Here is a 25,390-nt window from a genome sequence, read left to right as displayed (position 1 = left end):
GGCCCCGGTTCCCGCCTGTGAGCCAGCGCACAGTCCATTCAGGACTGTCAAGCCATGGTCAGCAACATCAGTCCCATGCCCAAGGCCATGACGCCGTTGGCGCCGCCGCCGAGCGAGCGCAACGCGGGCCGCGAGGCGCGGGCATCGTCGATCGCCCGGGACAAGAAGACGAGCCCCGAGACGACGAAGACGACCACGAGCACCAGTGCGACGGACGTGACGTCCGCAGGGGTGGTCCCGGTGCCCGGCACGGGCACCGGCATCCCAGCGTGCCCCGGCATCTCCATCGTGCCGCCTGTGCCTGTCATACCGCTCATGGCTCGAGGCATCACGAAGACCATCCACGCCATCGCGGCCATCATCACCACGTGGTAGATCGCCACGCGCCGGCCGCCGTGGTCCCCGTGGGACGAACCCACGGCCGCAATTCCGACGAACCACACCGCGGCCAAGGCGAAGAACACGATCTGCGGCCAGCGGGCCACGCTCATCGTCGCCGGCCAGACCATCGCCACCATGGCCACGCACATCACCACGTGCAACACGTCCCCGGTCCGCTCCGCGGCCGAGCCCTGCCGCAGGCAGCGGTAGGCGCAGAACGCTCCCGTGAGGACGAACATCGCCGTCAGGATCCACCGCAGACCCTCTGCCGTGATCATGCGGCCACCTTTCGCCGGCGTGCTTCGAGCAGGCCGTCCACGATCAGGAAACCCAGCAGTGACAACCCGAACAGCGGCAGGTAGTACCCGACGACGGCGACCACGACGAGCGTCGGCGCCAGCACCTTCCCGGGTACCCGCCGCCAAGTGCCCCTTGCCGGTGGCCGCCCGACCCTGGCCTCGCCGCGCGTCGGCCGGCGCAGCCACCACATCCGGTAGCCCCACACGATCACGCAGATCAGCGCGACCGCCAGCACCGTCAGCACGATCTGGTTCCAGATCCCGAAGAGGAAGCCCATGTGCGCGTCGATCCCCCACGTGCTGAGCTTGGCCGCGAGGTTGTAGTCGGCGAACCTGAGGGTGTCGGTGATGGTCCCGGTCGCCGGGTCGACGGCCATCGAATCGGCCTGCACCGGCCAGCTCCGGCCGACCTGCGCCACCACATAACCCTTGCCGGGCCCGGCCGGCGGGCGGACCTCGACCGGATCGGTGAGCCCGGCCCGCAGCGTCGCTTCGCGGGCGCCGTCGAAGCCGATGTCCTTCCCGCCTGAGGCTGCGGGGACCGTCGCCGACACCGACGGGCTGGTCCAGTCCAGCTGGGCCCGCAGTTCGGTGATGTTGTCGCCGGCGTACTGCGACCACGTCAGGCCGGTGGCCGACAGGAACAGCAGCCCGATCGCCAGGACCAGGCCGGTCCGGCCGTGCCAGGTCAGCAGTTTGGCGCGCCGGCTGGGAGCCGCGGCGCGCTTGCGGCGCCACCGGCCGAACCAGAGCGCCAAACCGGCCAGCGTCACGACCCACAGCCAGCTGGCCGCCAGTTCGCTGTACAAGCGGCCGAAATCGCCGAGGTGGAAGCTGCGGTGCAGGACGTCGATCCAGCTCCGCACCGGCATCGCCTGCCCGGACCCGTAGGTCTCCAGCTGGCCGCGCACGTCGCCGGTGTGGGGGTCGACGAACACCGTCCAGTGGAAGCTTGGTTCCAGGCCGGGCCGGTTGAAGATGACCTGCGTCGTGTCGGTCGGCGTCGGCCCGGGTCGCACACCCGTCAGGGTGCCGTCCGGGACGAGGGCCTTCGCCGTCGCGGCCTGCTGGTCCAGCGGAACGGTCGTGGCCGCCGCCGGCACGTGCAGCTCGTGGTCGTAGACGCTCCGCTCCAGCTGGGGTGCCCAGACGTAGGCGAGCCCGGTGATCGCGGCCACGAGCAGGAACGGGCCGATGAAGACGCCGGCGTAGAAGTGCAGGCGCAGCAACAGCGGGCGGATCGCCGGCCACCCGAAGCGTTGATCTGCTTCCACGGCGGAATCGGCCGCTGCCGGTTCGTCACGCTGGTCGATGGTCATCAGGCTCCTCTCAGCCGCCCTCCAGCAGAAGTCGCCCTGTGAGCGCCGCTGGTTCCCGGCATCCGGGTGAACCGGCTCACGGGTCGGCCGCCGTCGAGAAAGGGTTTTCAGCCAAGGGCCGTATTCCGGTCGATTCGCGGGAACTTTGTCCCGCGGCCCGCCGACCACTGGAGCGCGGGGATCACCCGGTGGCGGCCGGGGCCGCGAACCGGTCCTCGCGTCAGGGCCGGCGGCGCCGCTGGGAGTTTTCCGCTCCTGAGGCTTCCGGAGCCGCCGCCGGCCCGCTCAGCCCGCCGGGGTGAGCACGGCGTCCAGGACGCCCGACTTCACGTCGGCGACGAGCACCGCGAGCTGCTCGCGGCTCATCTCGATCCGCTGCCCGAAGTCGTCGGTGATCACCACCGCACGCTCCGGCGGCGCCCCGTCGGCCAGGAACAGCTCGGGGCACCCGCAGTTGCACTGACCGCAGAAGGTCGCGACGTGCCGCATCCCGGCAGTTTGCTCGGACATGACCACCAGCTCCTCATCGCTCGATCGTCTTGTCCGGTAGTCGGCTGCCGGGCCGGTTCGGTTCCCGCCGTTATCAGGCTGCCCGGCGGCCGGTCGGCAACTGGGGGAAGCGGCGCTGCTGCGGCTGTCCCGGCGGACCGCCGGCCACCTCGTCGTCGGATCGGCCGGTCCGACCGTCCTCCGGCGCGGGTACGCGGTCAGCCGACGGCGGAGCGGGCTGCCGCGCGTGCTGCCGTCGCACCGCGAAGAGCAGGGCGACGCCGGCGACGACCAGCGCGTGGGAGGCCACCCGGCCGGCCGCCACCTGCCCGGTCGACAGGTCGAACCCGGAAACGATGCCGAGCACCACCACGAACCCGCCGAGGGCGGGCAGCAGGCCGGCCGCGGCCGACGGGCGCAACGCCGCCCACAGCAGCCCGATGCCGACCGCGACGTTCCAGGCCGCGCTTTCGTTGCCGAGGTGGGCGGCGGCCAGCCCGCCGTGCACGGCGTGGCCGACGTCGACCCCCGTCAGCTCGGCCAGCCCGAGGCCGCTCTGCACCAGCGCGACCAGGCCCAGGGCCACCCGCAGGCGCCACGGCTGCGGCCGCGGCGCGGGCACCTCGGCCAGGATCCGCGCCGTGAGGTCCGGCACCGCCGGTGCTTCCCGGATCAGGGTCATCCGGCGCAACGCGATCGCTCGCTCCTGCCAGGCCCGGCACTCCGGGCACCCGGCCAGGTGACGATCGAGCACGTCGTCGGCCACCACGGGCTGCTCCCCGTCGATCCGGGCCGAGAGCGATTCACGCAAGTCAGAGCAGTTCACACTCCAATAGTCGGTCACCGGGCCGCTGGAGTTCCCACCGGTATCGGCTAGCGTGTCGGTTCGTGACCACCGGCAGAGACCGCGACGACGAGCGGATCACCGCACTCGCGCTCGACGCCGCCCGCGGCGACCAGCGAGCCTTCGAGGCCTGGATCCGCGCGACCCAGGCCGACGTCTGGCGGTTCGTCGCCCACCTGGCCGGCGCCGAGCCGGCCGACGACCTCACCCAGGAGACCTACGCCCGGGCCGTCACAGCGTTGGCGCGGTTCGCGGGACGCTCGTCCGTCCGGACGTGGCTGTTGTCCATCGCCCGCCGCGTGGTCGTCGACCACTTCCGCGCGCGGTCCGTGCGCCCCCGGTCCGGCGGGCAGGACTGGGAGACCGCCGTCGAAGCCGAGTCGGCCCGGCGGGCGAACGCGGGCTTCGAAGACCTCGTCGAGCTGGGCCTGCTCCTCGACGGCCTCGACCCGGAACGCCGCGAAGCGATCGTCCTGACCCAGCTGCTGGGGTACTCCTACGCCGAAGCCGCCGAAGTCTGCGACTGCCCCATCGGCACTATCCGCTCCCGGGTCGCCCGCGCCCGCGAAGACCTCCTGACCGCGCGGGACGAGCCCGACGCCGTCGGCGGATAAGCCGGGTTCACGCCACGGAGGCGTAGCACAGGACGGACCCGGAGCCACCGCGTCAACGCCACCATGCCCATGGCGGCGAACCGGCAGGCCGGGCAGCGCGCGAGGTGCAGCTCGGCGGCGGTCTCCTCGCCGGGTGCCGCCTCACCGTCGGTCACGGCCGAGAGCACTTCCCGGGTCCGATGTCTTCTTCGCGCGTGCGCTCACCACCCGAGAGGCGGTCCCGAGGGGAGAGGGCGCCCAATACGGTTCGCTTCATGACTACCGGCAGGGACCGCGACGACGAGCGGATCACCGCACTCGCGCTCGACGCCGCCCGCGGCGACCACCGAGCCCTCGAAGCGTGGATTCGCGCGACCCAGGCCGATGTCTGGCGGTTCACCGCTCATCTCGCCGGCACCTCCGCCGCCGACGACCTCACCCGGGAAACTTACATCCGAGCCATCACCGCTCTGCCCACGTTCGCGGGCCGCTCCGCCCCACGGACCTGGTTGCTGTCCATCGCACGCCGCGTGGTCGCCGACCACTTCCGCGCTCGCTCCACCCGTCCCCGCGGCTGTGAGACCATCACCCTCACGCAGCTCCTCGGCTACTCCTACGCCGAAGCCGCCGAGGTCTGTGACTGCCCCATCGGGACCATCCGCGCCCGCGTCGCCCGAGCCCGCGAAGACCTCCTCGCCGCCCGGACCGAGCGCGACAACGCCGTGTGATTTTCTCCTGCAGCGCGACGGTTTCGACGCCGCTCAACCCGTGGCGAACACCCGCCGGTACTCGCTCGGCGTGGTCCCGGTCGCCCGGCGGAAGTGCTGCCGGAAGTTGGCCGGGGTGCCGAGGCCGCACCGGACGGCGATGTCGTCGACGCTCGTGGCCGTGGTCTCCAGGAGCTCCCGTGCCTGGTTCACGCGCGCGGAGTTGAGCCACTTCATCGGGCTGGTCCCGGTCTCGACCGCGAAGTTCCGGGCGAAACTTCGAGCTGACATCCGGGCGTGGGCGGCCAGATCGGCCACCGTGAGCGGCTCCGCAAGGCGCGTCAACGCCCATTCCAGCGTTGCGCCGAGCCCGGTCCGGTCCGTGGTCACCGGCGGCCGGTCGATGAACTGCGCCTGCCCGCCTTCCCGGTGCGGGGCGGCGATGATGTCGCGGGCCACGGCATTCGCGACGGCGGCGCCGTGGTCGCGGCGGAGCAGGTGCAGGCACAGGTCGATGCCGCTGGCGACGCCCGCCGACGTGAGGATGTCGCCGCTGTCGACGTAGAGGGCGGCCGGGTCGACTTCCGCTTCCGGGTAACGCTTCGCGAACTCCTCGGCCCACCGCCAGTGCGTGGTCACGCGGCGTCCGTCGAGCAGCCCGGCCGAACCGAGCGCAAACGCGGCAGTGCAGATCGACGCGATCCGGGCTCCGCGCCGGTGCGCCTCCCGGAGCGCGGCCGCGACGTCGTCCGGCGCCCCTGCCAAGTAATCGCGAAACGCCGGAACTATCACGGTGTCCGCCGCGACCACTGCATCGAGGCCGTGTGTGACGGCAATTTCCCAGCCGCTGTCGGTGGCGACCGGACTGCGGTCGCGGCCGCACAGCGCCAGTTCGTAAGGCAGGCCACGGCAATCGAAGACCTGGAACGGAATGCCGACTTCGAGGGGCGCCACCCCGTCCAGCGCGAGGACGGCGATGCGGTGTTCCGTCGCGAGCGTCATGGCAGAAATCTATCGCAATCGTGCAGTCCTGCCGCTTGCCGGCGGAACGCGTCTTTCCGAGGATGGGAACCGATGAGCAGAAAACAAGTTCTGGCGGCCGCAATTGGCGTCACCGCAACGGTTTTGGCCGGCTGCTCGACGCCGGTCTCGTCCGCGTCGAACGCCGGTGGCCCGGCGGTCACCATCGAGAACTGCGGACGGACCGAGACGTTCGCCAAGACGCCCTCCCGCGTGGTGATCCTGAACGGCACGTCGGTCGCCGAGGCGGAGTCCTTCGTGGTGCTGGGCCTGGACGGCCACGTCATCGCGAACATGCAGTCCTACGGCGTCTCCGACGTCCCTTCGCTGGCGGAGAAGGTCGCGGCGTTGCCCAAGGCCGGTTTGACCCTGAACCAGAACTTCGACGTGCCGGCGGAGCAGCTGCTCGCCCTGCAGCCGGATCTCGTCGTCTCGACGTGGTCGGGCGGGTTCGACAAGAACTCCGGCTTCGCCACCCGCGATGAACTGGCCTCAGCGGGCGCGAACACATTGGTCAACCCGGCGAACTGCGCCAACGGCGATCCCGGCGCCACCGCCGAGCAGAAACAGCACTACGAGACCATCGGCATCGAAGGCAGCTTCGACTTCCTCCGCCTGCTGGGCAAGCTCTTCCACGTCGAAGACAAGGCCGCGGCCGCCATCGAGGACGCGAAGCAGCAGCTCGCCCGCACCGCGGACGCGATCAAGGGCAAGACGACCGTCACCGGCCTGGTGGTCAGCCCCGGGGCGACCGCGGACGGCACGCCCGCGGTGTGGACCGGCGGCATCGTCGACGACGTGCTCAGCCGGGCCGGGGTGAAGAACGCCTTCGCCGGCCAGAAGCACGAGGCGTCCGGCACGGTCAGCGCCGAACAGCTCGCCGCGGCCACAGTGGACGTCCTCGTGATCTTCGGGGATTCCAGTGTGGACGCCAACGCCCTGGCGGCGAAGACGTTCGCCGCGCACCCGGATTGGGCGGCCTCGAAGGCGAAGCGCCACGTCGTCGTCCACGACGGTCTGTACTTCGGTCCGGCGAACGCCGCCGCGGTCGCGAAGGTGGCTCGAGTTGCCCACCCTGACGCGTTCTGACCCGCGCCGCGCCCGGGTATCGACCGGCACCTGGGTCGCGGCACTCGCGCTCGCTCTGGTCGCGGTCGCGGTGCTCGGGGTGTGTGTCGGCAGTGTGCCGGTGCCGGTCGGCGACGTCGCGCGCGTTCTGCTCGCGAAGGCCGGAATCGGCGACCCCGCGTCGACGCTGCACCTCACGATCGTGTGGGAGTACCGCATTCCGCGGGTGATCGCGGCGGTGACGGCCGGGGCCGGGTTGACCGTGTCCGGGATCGCCCTGCAGGGTCTGGTGCGGAACCCGCTCGCCGATCCCTACGTCATCGGCGTTTCCTCGGGCGCGTCGTTCGGGGCGGTCCTCGTCATGGTCGCCGGCAGTGGCGTGCTGCTCGGCCTCGGCGTGCCGGCGGGCGCGTTCGCGGGGGCGGCGCTGGTCCTGGCGCTCGTGTTCTCCTTCGCCCAGCGGCGCGGGGCGTTCACCGACAACCGGCTCGTCCTGGCCGGTGTCGCCCTCGGCTACGTCGCCGCGGCGGCCACCAGTTTCGTGCAGCTGCAAGCCCAGCCCGGTCAGCTGAGCGGAATCCTGTTCTGGACCCTCGGTTCGGTCTCGGGGGCGCGGTGGGATTCATTGCCGGTTCCGGTCGTGGTGATCCTGGTGTGTGTCCTGTGGCTGCTGACCCAGGGACGCGCGCTGAACGCCTTGTCGCTGGGCGATGACAGCGCGGTCGCGGTGGGGGTCCACCTGCGTCGGGTCCGGTTGCTGCTGTTGCTGGTAGCCGCCCTGTGCACCGCGGTCACGGTCGGGCTCGCTGGCGGTGTCGGCTTCGTCGGGCTGATCGTGCCGCACACGGCCCGGCTGCTCGTCGGCGCCGACCACCGGCGTGTTCTCCCGGTCGGGGCGCTGCTCGGCGCGGTGTTCCTCGTGGCGGTCGACCTCGTCGCCCGCACCGTCGGCGCCCCGCAGGAGTTCCCGCTCACGATCTTCACGGCGCTGGTCGGCGGGCCGTTCTTCCTGCTCCTCATGCAGCGGGAAGGAGCCCGCTGATGCGCGTGGACCTCGAATCCGTGACCGTCAAGCTCGGCGGCGACCCGATCGTGCGGGACGTCGACCTGGTCATCCCGGACGGTGCGTTCCTCGCGATCGTCGGGCCGAACGGTTCCGGGAAGACGACGCTGCTCCGCGCGATCTACCAGGCGGTTCGTCCCACTGGCGGCACGGTCCTGATCGGCGGCCGCGACGTCCGCGCGGTACCGCCGCGGGAAGCTGCCCGGCTCCGGGCGGTCGTCCCGCAGTTCCAGGACGCTGGCACTGGCCTCACTGCCGAAGAAGTCGTCGGCACCGGGCGCCACGCCCACCTGCCGTGGTGGGCCGCCGAACGCGCGGCCGACCGGCAAGCGACCACGGAGGTGCTGCAGCGGACCGGTGCCGCACAGTTCGCGCACCGGGCGTTCAGCACCCTGTCCGGCGGCGAACGGCAACGGGTCCTGCTGGCCCGGGCCCTCGCGCAGGAAGCGTCGACGCTGCTGCTGGACGAGCCGACCAACCACCTCGACCCGCGAGCCCAGCTCGACTTCCTCGAGCTCCTCGCCACGCTCGACCTGACCCGGGTCGCCGTCCTCCATGACCTCGACCACGCACTCGCCTACGCCGACACCGCCGCGGTCCTGCACGCCGGCCGGCTCGTCGCGTCGGGTCCACCGCGGGACATCCTCACCGACGACCTGACCACGGAGGTGTTCGGCGTCCGGTCCCAGCTCATGCGGCACCCGCTCACCGGACGCCCGCACCTGCTGACCGCACCCCTCGGAGGGAAGGACCGAACATGAAGCTGTGGACGACCGACGTCGGCGACGGCCCGAAGCGCGCCGCGCTGATCCACGGGCTCACCGGTGACAGCGGCACCTGGTTCGAGCTGGCGCCGTGGATCGCCGGCCACGGCTACACGGTGACGCTCGTCGACCAGCGCGGGCACGGCCAGAGTGAACGCGCCGACAGCTACACGCCCGAAGACCTCGCCGGCGACCTGGTCGAGACGCTGCCGACCGGGCTGGATCTGGTCATCGGCCACTCGCTCGGCGGCCGGTCCCTGACGCTCGCGGCCGAGCGGCTGGCCCCGAAGCAGGCCGTCTACCTCGATCCTGGGTGGATCATCCCGGACGACCTGGAGATCACTCCCCCGCAGCGTCCGGACGGATCCTGGATGAGCGTCGAGGAGCTCGCGCCGCTATTGCCCGGCTTCAGCCGTGCCCACGTCGAGCAGGCCCTGCGTGCGGTGAAGCTGTTCGACCTCGCTCACCTGGAAGCGCCGGCTTTCCCGCTGGCGACGCTGCTGCCCCCGGAGGAACCTGTGGTCCCGTCCCTGGTCGTCGTAGCCGACCCCTCGCGGGTCGTGCCGCCCGATCTGCAGGACCGGTTGCAGCGTGGGGGTTACACCGTCCGAGTGGTGCCCGGCGGCGGGCACGACCTGCACGTCCTGAATCTCGAAGCGACCAAGCACGCACTCGCGGATAGGTTGTGACGATGGCGAAACGGTGCGTCAGCGTCATCCTGTTCGAGGGGTTTCAGCTGCTGGACGTGTTCGGCCCGGTCGACCTGCTGGGTGCCGCGCCGGAGCTGTTCGAGGTCCGGTTCGTCGGTCCGGACGGCAGCCCGGTGGCCAGTTCGCCGGGGATCCAGGTGTCGGTGACCGACAGCCGGGACACCCCGCCCGAGCCCGACATTGTGCTGGTCCCCGGCGGCCGCGGCACCCGGTCGCTGGTGCAAGACTCATTGTTTCTGGCCTGGCTGGCCAGCTACGCGGGCCGCGCATCGCTCATCACGTCCGTGTGCACCGGCTCGGCCGTGCTCGCGGCCGCGGGCCTCCTCGACGGCTGCCGTGCGACGTCCAACAAGCGCGCGTTCGACTGGGTCACGACCCACGGCGAGAACATCGAGTGGGTCCGGCAGGCGCGGTGGGTCGAAGACCGCAACCGGTGGACGTCCTCCGGAGTGGCCGCCGGCATGGACATGACCGCCGCGCTCATCCGGCACCTGCACGGCGCAGAGGTCGCCGAAGAAGTCGCCAACTACCTCGAACTCGAGGTGCACACCGACCCGACGTGGGATCCGTTCGCCCGCGGCGCCGGACCGGCGTAGGCCGTGCCCTCCGATCCCGAACCCGAGGCAGTGGCCGCAAGCCTCGGCGGCATGCTGGCGCCCACCGTTACGCCGGAAGCGTCGCCGAAGCCGCACTGCTCGCAGTCTCGCAAGTACCTCGCGGGCGCCGGAGCCGAAGATCCCGAAGCCGTCGACCTGCGGCGCGGCGGCGGAACTCCTGCGCAGCGGCCGCACGGCAGCCCGGCCCGCTCCGGACGTCGACGTCACCGAAGATCTTGCGGCCCTGCCGGCGGATCCCCGCATGGCCGCCGTCCTCGGCCGCGACACCCACGGCTGTCCCGCTCTGGAGACCCCTGGAGGCTTTCGTGACCACCGTGCCCCGCACCCGCGCGACACCGGCCTACCGCCGACCAGCCGGACAAGATCGCGGTCATCGACGCCGACGGCGACGTGACCTACGCCGAACTGGACGACATGGCCCGCCGCCTCGCGACCGGCCTCGCCCGGCTCGGGGTCGACCCGGGCGACGTCGTCGCCGTGCAGCTGCCCAACGGACGGCTGGCCTGCGCCGCCGACCTCGCGATCGCCGCACTCGGCGCCGTCTCCCTGCCCTACCCCGTCGGCCGAGGTCAACGAGACGCGGCCAGCCTCCTTGCCCGCTCCGGTGCCGTCGCCGTCGTCACCGTCGTCCGGCACGGCGACTACGGCTGCGCGGAGGGAATCCGCACACTCGCCGCCGAGCTCCCCGAACTACGCGCGTCGTCGCGGTCGGCACCGAAACCCCGCGGGGCTGCGTCCCGGTCCACGCCCTGCTGGCGGCGGACGCGGTCGGCTTCCGGCCGGTCCGCCTCGACCCGGGCTCAGCCGCGCGCATCCTCGTCACGTCCGGCTCCGAGGCCGAGCCGAAGATGGTCGCCTACTCGCACAACGCGCTCTCGGGCGGCCGGGGCACCATGATGGCGGGCCTGTCCGACGGCGACCCCGCCGAAATGCGCAACCTGTTCCTCGTGCCGCTGGCGTCGGCGTTCGGCAGCAGCGGGACCTCGGTCACCCTCGCGACACTCGGTGCGACCTTGATCCTGCAGCCGAAGTTCGACCCGGTCCGCACGCTCGAGCTGATCGAGCGCACCCGCCCGACCCACCTGCTGGGCGTCGCGACGATGCTCCGCCGGCTCGCCGACCGGCCCGAGTTGGCCGGCACCGACACCTCCAGCCCGCGCGCCGCGGTCGTCGGCGGCGCGGTGCTCGACGAGCCGACCGCGCGACGCGGCCGGGAAGCACTGGGGTGCCCGGTCCTCAACCTCTACGGCTCGGCCGACGGCGTCAGCTGCCACACCGCGCTCGACGACCCACCGGAACGGGCGACGACCGCCGGGCGCCCCAGCCCGGGCGTGGCGGAGGTCCGCATCGTCGACGACCGGCTCGCCGACGTCCCGGCCGGGCAGACCGGCGAAATCCTCGCGCGCGGCCCGATGTCACCGCTGTGCTACGTCGGCGCGCCCGAGCTGAACGCGCGCTACCGCGCCCCCGGCGGGTGGGTCCGGACCGGCGATCTCGGCCACCTCGACGCCGACGGCTATCTCGTGGTGTCCGGGCGGCTCAAGGACGTCGTCATTCGCGGCGGCCTGAACATCAGCCCCGCGGAGATCGAGGAATCGTGATCACCCACCCGGCGGTCCGCGACGTCGCCTGCGTGCCGGTACCGGACCCCATGCTCGGCGAACGGCTCTGCGCCTGCATCGCCACGGATACACCGCTGACGCTGCCCGAACTCGTGACCTACCTCGAACTGCACGGCCTGGAGCCACGCAAGTTTCCGGAGCGGCTGCTGGTCTTGCCGTCGCTGCCGCTGGGCCCGGCGGGCAAGATCGATCGGCGGGCGCTGCGCGCGCGGCCGGGACGCCGGTCTGAGCTGTCGTGAGGGCCGGGCATGCCCGGCCCTCACGCGCTACTCCCGGGTCCGCCGCAGCCGCAGCCCGACGACGACCGCGGCCGCCACGACCACCACGGCGATGAGGATCCACACCCAAGCCGGGATGCCGCCGCTCGTATCACTCGCCGCGGCCGCGCTCGGCGTCGCCGACGTCGGCGGAGCAGCAGCGGATGACCAGCTCCCCCTGAATCCTCTTGTGCCCCCAGTGGTGATTCTCCCCGGCCATCCGTTCGATCAGCTCGGTGAGCGCCTCGTCGACGGGCGGACGGCCCGCTCGGTGTGGGTAGGTCCACTTCCCGGCGACCAGGCGCCGGTGCCAGCGCAGGATCGTGCCCGGGGTGACCAACCGGTGTGCCCGCAGCCCGGGGGGCAGCAGCCGAACCAGCGCGGCGAGAACAGCCCGGTCAGTCCAGTTCAGGCGAGGTTTCGGATTGCCTCGGCGCAGCACGGCCACCTCGTGGCGTAACACGAGCAGCTCGACGTCCTTCGACGCCGATGAGCGCCCAACAAACACCAGTAGGCTCACCAACCGGAGGAAGATCAAGTAGAGCAACCGCAGCGCCATGGCTGGCGATCATGCTCTGCCCATCGAACGCGCCCATCACCGCAGGTCAGATCCACGAACCGACTTTCTGGAGCCCACAGGCCCCCGCAGACTGGGGCGGTACCAGCTGGACTGTCTTCACAGGCGACTCTCGGCCTGACATCCGGTCGCGATGAACGCTTCAGCGTTACTGTCCCGCCCTCGGGCCGCTACTCGAAGAACGCTAGTCACCGTCAGCGAAGTCGATGAACTCTTGGTGTTTTGTTCTGTACTCGTACCACTTCTTCGTATAGCCGGCAGGACGTTCGCGATGTTTGGCCCAGGTCAGTACCAAATGGTTCCTGGCACGAGAGACGGCTACGAAGAACGCGGACATGACTTCTGTGGGGTCATCTCCCCAGAAGAGCTGCTCTTCGACGCCGAGTACCACGACCTTCTCGAACTCAAGCCCCTTGCACTTGTGGACAGTCACGATCTTTACAGCGTCCAATTCGGACAGCCGCTTCAGAGCCTCAACGGCGTCCCCGTCGACGGCGAGTGCCTTACCGAAAGCTTCGAGCGCTTGACTCAGGACGTCGCCGAGACGATCAGACTGCTGGTAGCTCGGCGACAGCGCGATCAGAACCGGACGGGAAACCAGGTCGAGAAACTCGGCGACCAAGGCGATCCAAGATGCCGAGGCAGCTCCGTCGAACGCCGGATCGCGAACCTCGGCCCTCGACTTGCGCAGCAGCCGCTTTAGCCGGCTGTCGAAGCGTGACGCTTCGTCTTCGGAAGCGCTCGAACGGTTGACCACCCGCATCAGCTCGGCGTAGGCGTCGGGTTGCCGGTCATCCGCGACGACCCTGATGAAGTTGAACACCAGGGACGCAGCCGGCTCCGCCCAGAGGTCCTGGCTCTCCTGCTCGTTGCGAACCGCGATGCCGCGTTTGGTCAGTTCCGCGCTGAGCGCCGCGGCGACAAAGTGGGGAAGGTTGCGGACCAGGACGGCGATCTCGCTCGGTGAGACTCCGTCACCAAGCCAGCCCTCGATCAGGTCGGCTACCGCCAGGGCCTCGTCGAATTCGTTGTCGAAGGCGAGCACATCGATGGTGCCCTCGTCCCCGGCGAGGTCTTCGGCGGGGCTGACCGCGGCTGGATCCATCTCCGCGATCATGCGGTTCTGCATCCGCCGCAGGACTGGCGCCGACCTGAAGTTCTGGTGCAGCGGGAGAGCTTGGGCCGCGAAGTCGTCAGCGTAGGTCCGCATCACCCCGTCCAGCGCACCGGCCCATGCCATGATCCGCTGCTTGACGTCACCGACCGCGGTCAATTCCGCCCCCGACTCACCGAAGGCCACCCTGACCAGCTCGTACTGTTCCTTGGTTGCGTCCTGGAACTCGTCGAGAAACACGTGGCTGTACGTCTGACGGATACCGCCCCGGGCATACCGGTTGGCCCCGAGGATCTCGAGCGCGAGCGGTACCAGGTCAGCGAACGTAATCCGCTCGCCCGGGACCCGGTCATAGGCGTCGATGCGGTAGTCCGGTGCGAGGGCGTTCGACCCCGCCAAGGCCGGCCGGAAGTTGTCAATCAGGCGTTTGGCGAACGCTTGGAAGGTGAAGCTGTCGAACCTGGCGGCGAGTTGCGCGCCGGCACGCAGCCGTACCCGGCTCCGCAGGTTGCGAGCGGCGTCGACCTTGAAAGAGACCGCGAGGATCCGGCGCGGGTACGGGCATTGCCCCGTACGTAGCAGGAAGTCGGCTCGCTGAGCAAGGAGTTCGGTCTTGCCTGCTCCAGGCCCAGCGGCAACGACGACGTTCTGCCCGGTCGCCTTGACGGCGGCTAAGGCGTTGGGCTCGAGGACCAGTCCGCCCGCTGGCTGCCAGTACTGCACGCGGATCATTCCGGCAACTCCGCGAGCCGCGCGCGAACGCGCTCCGTAAGCCTGATGAGCACCCCAGGGAGCTGCTCCATCAACGCCTCGTCGGTCAAGGTCGCGAGCGCAGAGAGATGAGTCGCAGGTTTGCTCCTGAGGTCGAACTTGGTGTGGTAGGTGTCGAAGAGCTTCAGAAGTCCTTCTCCGAGACGGTGCTCATTGACGTGGCTCTTCCCCAGCACCGCCACGATCACCTGGGGATCCGGTTCGCCGGCCTCGACGCCGTAGGCTTCGGGGTATGTCTCGAGCATCATCAGATCCAAGTCGACCGGGCTCGAGAAGAACACTCCGCGCGCCTCCAGAGCCTGGATCGGACCGCACCCGTTCGGATAGTCCGGATCGTTGTACGCAGGGAAAGCCTGATCGGCTTTCCATGCCGGAATATCCTCGATTTTCTCGTCGGTGTAGGTCCCCGGCTTGATCGCGTTGATCTGCTTGTACGCGTTGCGCACGCGCCCCCAGCCGCCTTGATGGCGACCACTGTCCAGATCGAGCAACGTGACGTGCGGGATCTCAAGCTCGTTGAGCAGTCTCCAGAAATGGTTAACATGACGCCCGCCAAGCGGCACAACCGCAACCGACGCGTCGTCTTCGGCGATACCTTTCGCCGCCAGAACCCGCGGCAGGACGACCTGTTCACTGTCACCTTCGCCCAGTACGACCAACCGGGCGAAGTACAGCTCGGGAAACGCCTCGACCGCCTCACGCACGTACTTAGCGGCAGCCTGGTCGTCTTCGGGCAGGACGATCTGGCGCACCGTCGTCCGGCGGTTCGCGTCCAAGCGCAGGAACCGAATCGATCCGGGATCGACACGGCGCAGCAACGTCGGTGCGTGTGTCGCGATCAGAGCCTGCACGTCACCTTCGCCGCACGCGCCGCGCAGCTGACGGATGATGCGACCTAGATACTGGGGAGCGAGGCTGTTCTCGGGTTCTTCGAGAGCGATCACCGTGTGCACCGGCGGACGGAGACGATCGGGATCGATCGATGCCTCCTCACCTGCAACTACTCGCCGCGCCAGCCTGTGCCAAGCAAGTACCAGCGAGATGTACAGCAGTGATTTCTGCCCGTCGCTCAGCCGCTCGAACGGCAGTGGCTCCCCGTCGTGGGACGGGGAGAACGTGAGGGTTAGCTGGCGGAGTACTCCATCCAGGTCCCCGCGTCCGAAGGCGATGGCCGGGTCCTTGAAGAAGACGCCACGATGCAGTCCGCGCCACTCGTCCGCGAGCTGCACTCCGATGCTCGACACGGTCGTGTTGGCGACCAGCGCCGTCGTGATCTCCTTCGTGAGTTCGCCGAGCGTCGCTCGCTCTCGCGTCCAGTCGGTCGCTCTAAGTGTGCGGCCGATCAACGACGCGCTGGTGTAGGCGACATGCTCCGTTGGATCACGCCGCGCCGGGAGGTAGTGCACCTCGACGTGGGCCCGATCGTAGCGCGACATGTCGGCCCGCTTGACCGGCTCGCCCGATTCGTCCACCTCAAGGATGTACTCGATTCGCTCGTCGATGACACCGTCCGGCGCGAGCTCAGCGGTGAGGCGGACGCGGATCCGCGGAATCCCCTCGGCGGTTTCGATCGCCATGTGCGAGAAACTTGGTGGAACCGAGGCGTGCTGGCCATCGGCTCCCGACTCCGGGATCTCGAAGTCCACCTCGAGCCATAGAGTGGGGCTGCCGTCCCGCACATCGGCCGCGCTCTGACCGACGGGCACGTGGAAGTCGTCGAGGCATACCCTGCGTTGCGCCGCAAGCGGGCTGAATAAACGCGAGAGCGCCTCCAGCACCGCCGTCTTTCCCGCCCCGTTCGGACCGAGAACGTAAGTGACGTCCTCCAGCGCGACCGTCGTCGGCTCCGGGCCGAAAGACTGGAAGTTGCTCAGCCTTAAGGTAATAATTCTCATTAGACGCGGATCCACATGCGAAGTACGCAGTCACCACATGCCTTGGCGACCGATTCGGATTTGCCCACGTTCTCAGCATCCCTTCCAAGACGCCAGCTACCAGCGAGTAGGCCGTGGACGGTCAACTGGACGCGCTTAGAGGTTGACGGCACTTCGTTAGCACTTCTGGCGAAATTCACTCGATGGTGTTGGCTCTGATCATCAGCACCGACTCGTTACCGCGCCGTAGCCCTGCTGCACCGAACTCCCAGAATCTGAGCGTTAAGCTGACCAAATCGGCGTCGGCGGGTAAGTGCTCGGAGAACCGACGACTGGACGCGGAGAACCGGGTCCAAGCGGCGTCGCCGGAGGCCCGCAGCGCCTGTTGCGCGCGGCCCAAGCCACGACCGTGGCCGACCAGCACGACCTGGCGCCCACCAGAGAGCCGGCACGGCGGAGGAACACCGGCAGAAGGCGTACGTCCCCCGCGCCGAAGCGGCCGCCGACCGCCGCCGCGCCGCCGATATCGACACCCTCGACCGCTGGCCCCGTCGTCGCCTCCCCCAACCGAAGTCGATTAGGTGCACCCTCATGGGAGTTAGGAGCCATCAAGGCGCCTCATGACGGAACAACCTGGCCGCAGACCGCCGCGCAGCCGTTAGATTGCCCTGGTGGTGGAGATGCGAGAACAGGTGACGTGGGACGCTGTTGTCGTCGTGCCGGGAATCATGGGCAGTGAACTGGTCGACGCCGAGACTGGCGTCGTGCTCTGGGGGCTGCGGCGACTCGGCTGGTACGTGCGTGCCTGGAGCTTCGGCGATGGTCTGGCCCCGCTTCGGGTCACCCCGGATGAGCTCGAAGGCCGCACCGGGCGAGTGAAGGCCACTGGGTTGCTCCGTTTCCCCGCCTTCGCGCCGTGGCTGGCCGGGTTCGAGCCGTACACCTCGCTCGTCAAGCGTATTCAGACGACCGTTGCGGATCCGGCAGCCGTACTCGAGTTCGCCTACGATTGGCGGCTGCCCGTCGCCCATAACGCCAAGCTGCTGGCCGAGGCTGCCGTCGCGCACCTGGCCGCCTGGCGGACCCGGTCGGGGCGGATCGACGCCCGGCTGGTGCTCGTCGCACACTCTATGGGCGGCCTGCTCTGCCAGGAGCTGGCCGGGATTTCCGGCGCCATCGACGAGGTCCGGACGGTCATCACCCTCGGCACGCCGTTCGACGGCGCCGCAAAAGCCGCCGTCATTCTCGGCTCTGGGCAGGGCGGGCTTTTGCCGCAGCGGCGGCTGCGCGAGCTGGCCGCCAGCCTGCCCGGGGTCCACGACCTGCTGCCGACCTACCGCTGTGTTGACGAGGATGACTCCGTCCGGCGGCTGACCCCAGCAGACGTCGAACGCTTCGGCGGCTCGGCCGAACTGGCCCACGCCGCCTTCGAACGCCAGCCCACTCCACTGCCCGGGCACCGGGCATTGATCGGCATCGAACAGCCCACCATCAGCAGCCTCAGGCTGGCAGGCGGGACGGTCGAACACCATCCCTACACCTTCCGCCTGGACCCGGACGGCGAGTTCCGGCGGGAGGAGGAAGGCGCGCTGCTGCGCGTCGACGGGCGGGGCGACGGCACCGTGCCGCGCAACTCGGCCCTGCCAGCCAACGCGGTCGCAGTGCCGGTCGCCCAGCAGCACGGCTCGCTGGCCCGCTCGCGCGAGGCGATCGACTTCGTCCGCGACGTCCTCCTCAACGCCGAGGCCGACCTCGGGCCGAGGCTCGGCGCCGGCGACATCGGCCTGGCACTGCCCGACGTGGTTACCCCCGGCACGGAGTGGACCGCGACCATCAACGGCGCCGAACCCCACGAAGCCCAATGCACCGTCGCCGACGCCGACACCGGCGTCGTCATCGACCACCCTTCACCGCACCGGCGGGACGGCGAAGTGGCCGTGGCCGTCGCGTTGCCCGCGCCCGGCGTCTACCGGGTGGAGGTCGTCGGTGGCGGCTCGGCGGTCGCGCAGCTCGTCATGGCGCAGGAGTGACCTCGACGACCCCGACCCCGGCAGGCCCGCCGATCGCCAGGTAGCCCGCCGCCTGCCGCCCGCCGGACACGCTCGCCCGCACGATGTGCAAGGTCTCTACCGGCGCCGCGACCACGAGCCGGATCAACTCGCGCCGGGCGTGCAGGTCCCACACGCGAACGGTGCGGTCGTCGCCGCCGGTCGCCAGCAGCACCTGCCGCTGGGGGCCAGTGAACGCCTCGATCGCGTTCACCCCGCCGAGGTGGCCGGGCAGGATGTTCGGTCCGGTGTGACGGCCTGGCAGCGAGCCCAGCTGCTCACCGGTCGACGGGTCCCAGAGCCGCACCTCGTTCTCGCCGTGGTTCCCGGTCGCAAGAACGACCTGCCCGTCCGGGCCGGTGACCGCGGCCAGAGCCTTGACCGCACTGGGATGACCGGTCAGCTCCCGCACCACCGCCCCGGTGGCGAGGTCCCGGATCCGCACGGTGTAGTCGTCGCCAGCGCTGGCCAGCAGCTGCTGCCCGGACGGGGTCCGGAACGTCACGAGCGCGTTGACCCAGTCAACGTGCCCGCTCATCGCCGGCATGACCTCGGCGCCGGTGTCCACGTCCCAGAGCCGCACGGTGCCGTCCCGGCTGCCGCTGGCCAGCCACGGCCGCCCGGGCACCGCGATAACGGTTTGGACCCCACTGGTGTGCCCGACCAGCTTCCGCACGAGCTCGCCCGATCCGGGGTCCCGGAGCCGGATCGTATGCTCGTCGGCGGCGGAAGCCAGCAGCGTGCGGCCGTCACGGCCGCGCACCGCGGCGACCGACCAGGCCACGCCCCGGTTACTGCTCAGGGTCTGCACCAGATCGCCGGTGCCGGGATCCCAGACGCGCACCGCGCCGTCGTAACCGGCGCCGGCTAGGAGCCGCCTTCCGACACGGTTACGGAACTCTACGACGGCGTTGACCCCCTCGGCCGGCGCAGCGGCCGACACCCTGGACGGCGCGGCGGGCGACGCGGCGAGATCCCAGAGCCGCACGGTGCCGTCCCGGCTGCCGGTCGCCAGCACCAGCCGCCCGGCGCGACTGGTGAACGTCGTAAGCACGGTGTTCCGATCCGTGGTGCCAGGCATCGGCTCCCCCACCGGGGTGCCCCAGGTGGTCCAAGCCTGGAAGGTGCCGTCAGCGTTAACGGTCACCAGCCGGTCCTGGCCGTCGGCGGTGAACCCGGCGACCGCCTGCACGCCTCCGCCGTGGCCCTCGATCCGCCGTTCGGTCCCCTCGGGACCCCAGACCCGCACGGTCCCGTCCGCGCCGCAGCTGGCGAGCAGTCCCTCCACCGGCAGCGCAAGCACCGAGTTCACCGCGCCGATGTGCCCGGTCATCGGCGGCCCGACCGGGCGGCCGCTGCCGACGTCCCAGACCCGGATCGTCTGGTCCCAGCTGCCGGTGGCCAGACGGACTCTCCCCTCGCGCGTCGAGAACGACGTCACCGCGCGCACCCCGCCGGTGTGCCCGGTCAGCGGTGCACCGAACGGGAGCCCGGTAGCCAGGTCCCAGAGCCGGACGGTCTCGTCCTGGCTCGCGCTCGCCAGGAGCGTCCGGCCGAAGGCGCGAAGAGCGTGCACAGCGTTAATCGAGCTGGTGTGGCCGGTCAGCGGGTGGCCGATGACCCGCCCGGTGGCGGGGTCCCACACCCGGATCGCGCCCCGGCGGCCGCCGACGGCCAGCAGGGACCGGCCGCCGGGCCCGGTGAACGCGGCGAGCGCGGTCGCGTCACCCGGCAGTGGCTCGCCGACCGCTCGTCCGGTGTCCGGGTCCCGGACGCCGACCGTGCTGTCGTAAGAGGCAATGGCAAGCAACGCGTTCCCGTCCGGGCCGGGGAAGGCGGCCAACGCGAAGGCCGGCGACGGCAGGTTGGCGACGACATTACCCAGCACGGTCCAATGCGCCCACCGCGGCCGCAGCGCGATGATCCGGCTCGCGTCAGCCACGGGGCCCACCGCGCTCGCCGCGCCGGTGGCGAGCTGAGAGAACCGCAGGCCCAGTGCCCGGGAAGGCTGGTCGGCGTCACCGAGGAACGGCTCGATACGCCCCCACGCGGACAGCGCAGCCTCGGCCAGGGCGTCGGTGGCGGGCAAGCCCAGCAGGCCCCGCACGTGCCCGCCAGTATCCCACGGCAGGAAGGCCGGGAAGACGATTCGGTCGTCCAGCACGCCGCCGAGCGCGGCGTGGTCGACGAGGTGCCGGCGCAGGTACGGGTGTGGCGGCAGCCCGGGCGCCCGGCGCGCGAGGTCGCTGAGCCGTTCGGCGATCCGGCCGTGCAGCACGCGCCCTTCCGAGGGCGGAACGTTGTCCAGGATCCGTTCCGGATCTTCCCGCAGCACCTGAGCCAGCCGTTCGTGCGCTGGGCGGTAGACACTGCGCCCGTCCTCGCTGTCACGGGCAAGGTAGCCGCACAGGCGGCCGCCGATGACGTGGGCGATCGCTCCGTCCAGGTCTTCCTCGGCGTCCGCTTGGCCCAGCACGGCCGCCGCGACCGCGGGCCAGACGTCGGCCCACGGGATGCCCGCGCCTCGCGCGAACGCCGCGGCCTGCAGCACCGCGAGCAGCTCGTCGGCGGAGTACTGCGGCGTTCGCCCGTCGAGCAGGTCCTGCCGGAGCAGACCGACCGTGCCTTCGTCAAGGGATGCCAGCCACTGCCGGTCGTCGATACGTTGTGGGACGGAAGCTTCGTGGAGCCGCTGGCCGGCCAGCCGCGCGTCGAGGAACGACGGCGCAACCCGGTTCGCGACGACCCAGGCCACGGCGGTCCGGTACGCTGGCTCCTCTTCTCCGAGCAGGGCCTCGACGTACTGGGCGATGGCGCCTTCGGTCTCCGCGCCGTCGGTCCGTAGCTCGACGACGTCGTCGGCGGACTGGCGTAGCAGGTCGACCAGCTCGGGTTCCGCGGGGTCCGGGCCCGTCCGCCTGCTGCTGCGCACACCGGCGACCAGGCGGACCCGGTGCCGGCCGTCCCGGGCGGTGAGGCGTGCGAGCGGGCCGAGGACGTCGACGACGAGCAGCGCCGGGGTGCGGGCTTCGTCGACCCCGTCGACCACGATCGTGCGCACCGTGTCCTCGCGTTCCAGGAGTTCCCGCAGGGACTCCCGCGAGCCCGAGCCGGCGCGGCCGAAGGCGGCGAGCAGCTGGTCGACGACCTCGTCGACGCTCTTGTTCCGCGCCAGCACGGCGACATCGACCGCGCCCGGAGGCGGAACCGTCTCGGGCGGCGCGGACGCGACCGCTTCGGAGTAACGGGGGTCGGCCAGGAACGCAGGGTCGCTCAGGGTCACCGCGCGGGCGATGATCGCGGACTTCCCCGTGCCCGCCGCTCCCGTGACGATCAGGGTCCCCTGGCCTTCACGGAGGAAGTCCGCGACCTGGCCGGTCAACTGCCGCCGGCCCGCGAAGTACCAGCCGGGATCGTCGCCGGACAGGCGCCCGCTGGCGCGGTCGAGCCAGTAGTCCAGCTCGCCGGCGCTGGTGGCGACCTGCCGGCGGGCCGGGGAGACGACGTCGTCCGGCGGCCGGTACCCCGGGTTGGGCAGGCAGGGACTTGGCTCGTCGCTGGGCCCGGCCCGCCACACCCGGCGCGGCTCGAGCAGCCGGGGCGCCCGGCGGGCCGCGTCGACGAGTTCCTTCTCGAACTCGTCGAAGGTGAGGAACGGCGCGGTGTACTCGGCCTTCGTCCGCAGCCACTCCCGCAGCCGCCCGAGGAGCTCGGCGAACTCACGGACCCGTGGCATCTCGTCGAAGTCGGCGCTGACGAACACGCTCACCGACGTGAGACCCCGACGTTCGGCCGTCAGGTCCTGGCGTAGCCCAGCGAGTTCGGCTTCGAGCGAGCCGGAGAAACACGAGTTGACGATGACCAGCACGTGGCGGACATCCGAGTCAAGCACAGCCGTCACCGCGTCGGCGGTCGGATAAGCGTGCCCGGGCAACCGCCCATGCGGGGTGTCCGACAGGAGCAGGTAGTGGCGCCCCGACGGGCCGCGCTTGCCGTGCCCCGTGATGTACACCAGCGCGACATCGGACGCCGCCAACCGACGCAGCCCGACATCGTGAACGGCGGTTTCGAAGTCCCGTCGCGAGGCGATCCCTTCAATGCGGCGCACCGCGAAGGCACGGTCACCGAGTTCCGGTGCGCACCACCACGCCTCGACCTCAGCCAGCTGAGCCGCCAGGCCGTCCTGGAACGCCGCCGAGTCGGCTGCGTCCGGAATCGCGATGGCGATCAGCCACCGGTTGTGTTCGCCCATGCTCCCCGTCTGCCTCGAACGACCGTTACCCGACAGAACTTGCGATTCGGCGACGGCGGGCCAGGCCGGCCAGTCGTCCACGCACACGCGAGGCCGACCCCGCGGAGGCCCCCTTCCAGTCGCGTGATGACGTCGTCCCGCAGACGGGTCTGGTTTCCGGACCGAGATGACCAGGAACGTCCGCCCCTCGCAACGGCGCCGCGTGCCAGCATGCGAGAAGGCATGAACGACGACAAGCCCTTCAGGGAGTAAGCCCGAGGCCTGCTGCAGCGGTGGGCCACTTGCGGAGAAGCATTTCAAGCTCGTTGTTCGACCACAACACGACGTCAGGTCGCTTTGCCGCCCTGTTATGATTGTTGACCCAACGGAGAGCATCCTGAGTGAAGGTTCCAGTCGTGGCAACGATCAGCACCCGAACCGGCTCACCATCACCCCAGAGCGGCAGCTTCGCATGCACAAGGTCCGCAATCTCCGACGCACTCACTCCTCGCCGGGGCCAGTGTTTGGCCTGGACCATGGTGCGCTCGTCCTGCTTGTCGAATCGCGCCAGCTCGTCGTCGACCCGACGGTAAGCTTCGATGTCACAACCCGAGTCTGCCGCGTTTACATTTATAAGGCGCTTGATGCGTACATACGACCCGGACTGTTCCAGCAGACGAACAAGCAGCCGCTCGAAGCCATCCGCGTCTATACGACTCCAGTCCAAAGGTGCGTACGACGACACGTGCAATGTGGTCGACGACAGCGCAGCGCCGGGTCGGAGCCTGTCAACGAGCGCAGGATCTGCCGCAGTGACACCCAAGCCCTTTACCGAAGTTGACGGAGCCGTTTCACCAACTACAGCCCGATCCGCCAGGGTTACATCCGCGACCTGCGAATTCGACATGTTCTCAAAATTTTTCGTCTTCACCTGCAGGCGACGTTTGTATGCCCAACGCCGGATGAACAAGCGGATCCAAGCCGGAAAAATGCCGCACACCAAAGCGAAGAATGTGGACGCAAGCAGTGCATTCAGCCATACCGGTATACCGCTCGACTTGCCCGCAGTAAAGATTGCAACGAAGGAGAATGCTGCCCAGGCCACAGTAAACCAGAACAGCCAATCACGATAGATTGGCGCATCAAACAACCGCCAAACCGCATTCATCCGCTTCGGCAGTGGCGGAGGCGGACCCGACGCGTGAGCGTCGCCATTATACATATTTCCCCTCGAAACTGTCTTTAGACGAGTCAACCCGACGCACACTTAGATCGCAGGACACCCGGCGCAGCACATCTTCCAACCGGAGCGACCTGTCCAATCTGCTGAGCACGAGGCACCTCCCACACCGGTGGCCGATGGTCAGTTGGGCCACTCAGAGTAGCCCAACCGGCTCGTCGCGGACGCATTGCCTTGGGTCAACCAGGCCTGGAACTCGACAAACACTGTCGCCAGGGTCGACTTCAAACGCTCCGCGTGCCACATCAGTCTTCTTGAGCACATCGGCGGAAGAGCCCATCGTCAGCGATCCGGCGGGCATGGAGTCAGAGTGCCCGGTCGATAAGATCGAAGCGCAAAGCTTCCTGTGGTCTAGCTCTGCCGTCGGTCAACAGCTCGACACTGCAATCTCGCATGGCTTCCGGAAGCCACTCCGCCAGGTCACGGGCTCGCCCCGGCTGGACTGCGGCGCTGGGTCGCGATGGCCGGTCCGCCAGCAACGGCCAAAGCGTCTCCTCCGGTCCGGCCGAGATCCTGAACTGGCTGGCGATCGCGCAGGCTGTGGCCGCTATCTCGAGGCCGGGAGCGTCGAGGTCACCCCAGGTAGTCGAAACTCGCGCGGACCCCTGAATCTCACTTGATCTCGTGACAGAAAGCCGTTGCTGACCAGCGATGTCGGCCAGGCAGCGATCGCAAGATCGGCGTCGCGCAGGCGACGCCGGATATCGCCCCGGACCGGGTGCTTCGGTCGCCCGGACCCCGGGCGGCGTCGACGTAGATGCCGCCAGCCCCAGTGAGACACATGCCGTGTTACCGCGTTTGTCGACGACGATCTCCAGCTTCACCACGATGTGGTTGGCGAAGTTCAGGTGATACGTCGCCCGGAGTCCGGGCGGCTAATCAGGAACGCACGCTTGGTGAAGATCGAGAGCCAGGTCCTCACCGGCCGAGGTGACGTCGGTTGACCGCACACCGTAAAACGAGAGCTCTTTGTCGCTCGGTCACCGCTGAAGGTGTCCTTGCCCAGGTCAGGGCCATACAGTTGGGCGAGGCCACCGCGCCCCGGTAACACCATCGATGCACGGGTCCCTGACAGACCGCCCACCTCGGCCTTTGTCACGGAGCCTCGCTGATCTGGCCGCGGACATCCACGGGAGTACGCAGGAGGAGGACTGCAGAGATGACGACAGGCGCTGATCGGGAGCCGTTTCCAGGACAGGACGACGACCGTCCACCTCCGCACGGGCGGCAGTCCAACCGCGAACCCTCCGGCCCCTCAGCCGAACAGCTGTCCTATGTCGAAGACACTTTGCCCCGACGTGGTCGACGAACGGACGACGAGCGGCATGGCCTGCTGCATCTCGCCGATCGGATCCTCGTCAGTCCGGGTGCCACCTTTCGGCTGCTGGTGTGCATAGCCGTACTGGTCACGCTGTTCATCCTCGGCGCCGGTCTACTCGACGTCCGGATCGACGTCGGCCCCGTGCACATCGGCCCCGACACAGGCCAAAGCAGCCAGCGCTGACCCAGGCCCATTCACGCACCCGTGAGCTCCTCGCACCATCTCGGCATAGGATATGCCTGCGGATCAAATACGTCAGTCGAAACTACACGGTCGACGAGCATCGCATCACCGTCACGGGGATAACACGGCAGCGAATCAAGATCGAGTTGTGGCACGGCACAGGGGACGGTTGTCGTGGCCGGTCGCCCGCAGGTCGAAGCCGCCGATGGCCGTGGCCTACCACCTACACTCGAGCAGCACCCAGCCGCACAATTTCCGCCGTCGCTGCGTCGCAACCT

Annotated in this window: 22 protein-coding genes and 1 pseudogene; 12 read left to right on the top strand and 11 right to left on the bottom strand. The window is 69.6% G+C overall.

The annotated features are described in order from the left end of the window. Positions 1-47 precede the first annotated feature (47 nt). From I4Q55_RS29245 to I4Q55_RS29230, 4 genes are all read right to left on the bottom strand, one after another. Complete coding sequence (locus tag I4Q55_RS29245) at positions 48-659, bottom strand: DUF5134 domain-containing protein (RefSeq protein WP_206792062.1); 612 nt, start codon at positions 657-659, stop codon at positions 48-50. Then, positions 656-1,999: a PepSY domain-containing protein gene (locus I4Q55_RS29240; RefSeq protein ID WP_206792061.1), complete on the bottom strand. Its 1,344-nt coding sequence runs from the start codon at positions 1,997-1,999 to the stop codon at positions 656-658. Before I4Q55_RS29240 ends, I4Q55_RS29245 begins: the two co-directional genes overlap by 4 nt. A gap of 285 nt (positions 2,000-2,284) precedes the next feature. Next, positions 2,285-2,509 carry a hypothetical protein gene (locus I4Q55_RS29235; RefSeq protein ID WP_242546947.1) on the bottom strand — a complete coding sequence of 75 codons (225 nt, stop codon included), beginning with the start codon at positions 2,507-2,509 and terminating at the stop codon, positions 2,285-2,287. 73 nt (positions 2,510-2,582) lie between these two features. Then, entirely contained in the window at positions 2,583-3,299 is a 717-nt protein-coding gene (locus I4Q55_RS29230; protein WP_242546946.1) for a zf-HC2 domain-containing protein, read from the bottom strand. Between the two features lie 77 nt (positions 3,300-3,376). Between I4Q55_RS29230 and sigC the strand changes: the two genes are divergently transcribed. After that, a complete protein-coding gene (gene sigC / locus I4Q55_RS29225) occupies positions 3,377-3,946 on the top strand; it encodes an RNA polymerase sigma factor SigC (RefSeq protein WP_206792059.1) in 570 nt (189 codons plus the stop codon). Here the strand turns inward: sigC and I4Q55_RS51015 are convergent. Further along, positions 3,829-4,113 carry a zf-HC2 domain-containing protein gene (locus I4Q55_RS51015; protein ID WP_374194496.1) on the bottom strand — a complete coding sequence of 95 codons (285 nt, stop codon included), beginning with the start codon at positions 4,111-4,113 and terminating at the stop codon, positions 3,829-3,831. The two genes, sigC and I4Q55_RS51015, sit on opposite strands and share 118 nt — an antisense overlap. A gap of 87 nt (positions 4,114-4,200) precedes the next feature. On the opposite strand from I4Q55_RS51015, the gene I4Q55_RS29215 reads away from it, so the two are divergent. Further along, a complete protein-coding gene (locus I4Q55_RS29215) occupies positions 4,201-4,653 on the top strand; it encodes a sigma factor (protein ID WP_206792056.1) in 453 nt (150 codons plus the stop codon). 33 nt (positions 4,654-4,686) lie between these two features. Here the strand turns inward: I4Q55_RS29215 and I4Q55_RS29210 are convergent, their stop codons facing one another. Beyond that, a complete protein-coding gene (locus I4Q55_RS29210) occupies positions 4,687-5,634 on the bottom strand; it encodes a GlxA family transcriptional regulator (protein WP_206792054.1) in 948 nt (315 codons plus the stop codon). A 72-nt stretch (positions 5,635-5,706) separates the two neighbouring features. Here I4Q55_RS29210 and I4Q55_RS29205 point away from each other — a divergent pair, with 72 nt between their 5' ends. From I4Q55_RS29205 to I4Q55_RS29170, 8 genes and pseudogenes are all read left to right on the top strand, one after another. After that, a complete protein-coding gene (locus I4Q55_RS29205; protein ID WP_206792052.1) occupies positions 5,707-6,741 on the top strand; it encodes an ABC transporter substrate-binding protein in 1,035 nt (344 codons plus the stop codon). After that, positions 6,719-7,762, top strand: a complete 1,044-nt coding sequence (locus I4Q55_RS29200; RefSeq protein WP_206792051.1) for an iron ABC transporter permease — start codon at positions 6,719-6,721, stop codon at positions 7,760-7,762. The genes I4Q55_RS29205 and I4Q55_RS29200 overlap by 23 nt, the downstream gene beginning before the upstream one ends. Next, the gene (locus I4Q55_RS29195) at positions 7,762-8,544 is read left to right on the top strand and encodes an ABC transporter ATP-binding protein (protein ID WP_206792050.1); all 783 of its coding nucleotides are present in this window, start codon (positions 7,762-7,764) and stop codon (positions 8,542-8,544) included. Before I4Q55_RS29200 ends, I4Q55_RS29195 begins: the two co-directional genes overlap by 1 nt. Next, the gene (locus I4Q55_RS29190) at positions 8,541-9,236 is read left to right on the top strand and encodes an alpha/beta fold hydrolase (protein WP_206792049.1); all 696 of its coding nucleotides are present in this window, start codon (positions 8,541-8,543) and stop codon (positions 9,234-9,236) included. Before I4Q55_RS29195 ends, I4Q55_RS29190 begins: the two co-directional genes overlap by 4 nt. A gap of 2 nt (positions 9,237-9,238) precedes the next feature. Continuing rightward, positions 9,239-9,853 carry a DJ-1/PfpI family protein gene (locus I4Q55_RS29185; protein ID WP_206792048.1) on the top strand — a complete coding sequence of 205 codons (615 nt, stop codon included), beginning with the start codon at positions 9,239-9,241 and terminating at the stop codon, positions 9,851-9,853. A 411-nt stretch (positions 9,854-10,264) separates the two neighbouring features. Beyond that, a pseudogene (locus tag I4Q55_RS51010) lies at positions 10,265-10,480 on the top strand (AMP-binding protein); the annotation flags it as partial. Beyond that, positions 10,378-11,475: a fatty acid--CoA ligase family protein gene (locus I4Q55_RS29175; RefSeq protein ID WP_242546989.1), complete on the top strand. Its 1,098-nt coding sequence runs from the start codon at positions 10,378-10,380 to the stop codon at positions 11,473-11,475. The pseudogene I4Q55_RS51010 and the gene I4Q55_RS29175, both read left to right, overlap by 103 nt. Continuing rightward, positions 11,472-11,735, top strand: coding sequence for a hypothetical protein (locus I4Q55_RS29170; RefSeq protein ID WP_206792046.1), 264 nt, complete (start codon positions 11,472-11,474; stop codon positions 11,733-11,735). Before I4Q55_RS29175 ends, I4Q55_RS29170 begins: the two co-directional genes overlap by 4 nt. Before the next feature lie 130 nt (positions 11,736-11,865). Here I4Q55_RS29170 and I4Q55_RS29165 read toward each other — a convergent pair whose 3' ends face one another. The 3 genes from I4Q55_RS29165 to I4Q55_RS29155 form a co-directional block, all read right to left on the bottom strand. Next, complete coding sequence (locus tag I4Q55_RS29165) at positions 11,866-12,312, bottom strand: helix-turn-helix domain-containing protein (RefSeq protein ID WP_206792044.1); 447 nt, start codon at positions 12,310-12,312, stop codon at positions 11,866-11,868. Between the two features lie 202 nt (positions 12,313-12,514). After that, positions 12,515-14,176, bottom strand: coding sequence for a UvrD-helicase domain-containing protein (locus I4Q55_RS29160; RefSeq protein WP_206792042.1), 1,662 nt, complete (start codon positions 14,174-14,176; stop codon positions 12,515-12,517). Continuing rightward, positions 14,173-16,110: an ATP-dependent endonuclease gene (locus I4Q55_RS29155; protein WP_206792040.1), complete on the bottom strand. Its 1,938-nt coding sequence runs from the start codon at positions 16,108-16,110 to the stop codon at positions 14,173-14,175. The genes I4Q55_RS29160 and I4Q55_RS29155 overlap by 4 nt, the downstream gene beginning before the upstream one ends. A gap of 659 nt (positions 16,111-16,769) precedes the next feature. Here I4Q55_RS29155 and I4Q55_RS29150 point away from each other — a divergent pair. After that, a complete protein-coding gene (locus I4Q55_RS29150; protein WP_242546987.1) occupies positions 16,770-18,119 on the top strand; it encodes a hypothetical protein in 1,350 nt (449 codons plus the stop codon). Here I4Q55_RS29150 and I4Q55_RS29145 read toward each other — a convergent pair. After that, the gene (locus I4Q55_RS29145) at positions 18,103-22,389 is read right to left on the bottom strand and encodes a hypothetical protein (RefSeq protein WP_206792038.1); all 4,287 of its coding nucleotides are present in this window, start codon (positions 22,387-22,389) and stop codon (positions 18,103-18,105) included. The two genes, I4Q55_RS29150 and I4Q55_RS29145, sit on opposite strands and share 17 nt — an antisense overlap. Positions 22,390-22,630: 241 nt before the next feature. After that, the gene (locus I4Q55_RS29140) at positions 22,631-23,536 is read right to left on the bottom strand and encodes a restriction endonuclease (protein ID WP_206792037.1); all 906 of its coding nucleotides are present in this window, start codon (positions 23,534-23,536) and stop codon (positions 22,631-22,633) included. 1,231 nt (positions 23,537-24,767) lie between these two features. Here I4Q55_RS29140 and I4Q55_RS29135 point away from each other — a divergent pair. Continuing rightward, positions 24,768-25,112 carry a hypothetical protein gene (locus I4Q55_RS29135; protein WP_206792036.1) on the top strand — a complete coding sequence of 115 codons (345 nt, stop codon included), beginning with the start codon at positions 24,768-24,770 and terminating at the stop codon, positions 25,110-25,112. The last annotated feature ends 278 nt before the right edge of the window (positions 25,113-25,390 follow it).

Source organism: Amycolatopsis sp. MtRt-6 (assembly GCF_017308975.1).
Lineage (GTDB): Bacteria > Actinomycetota > Actinomycetes > Mycobacteriales > Pseudonocardiaceae > Amycolatopsis.
This window is presented reverse-complemented; position numbering and strand designations above follow the sequence as displayed.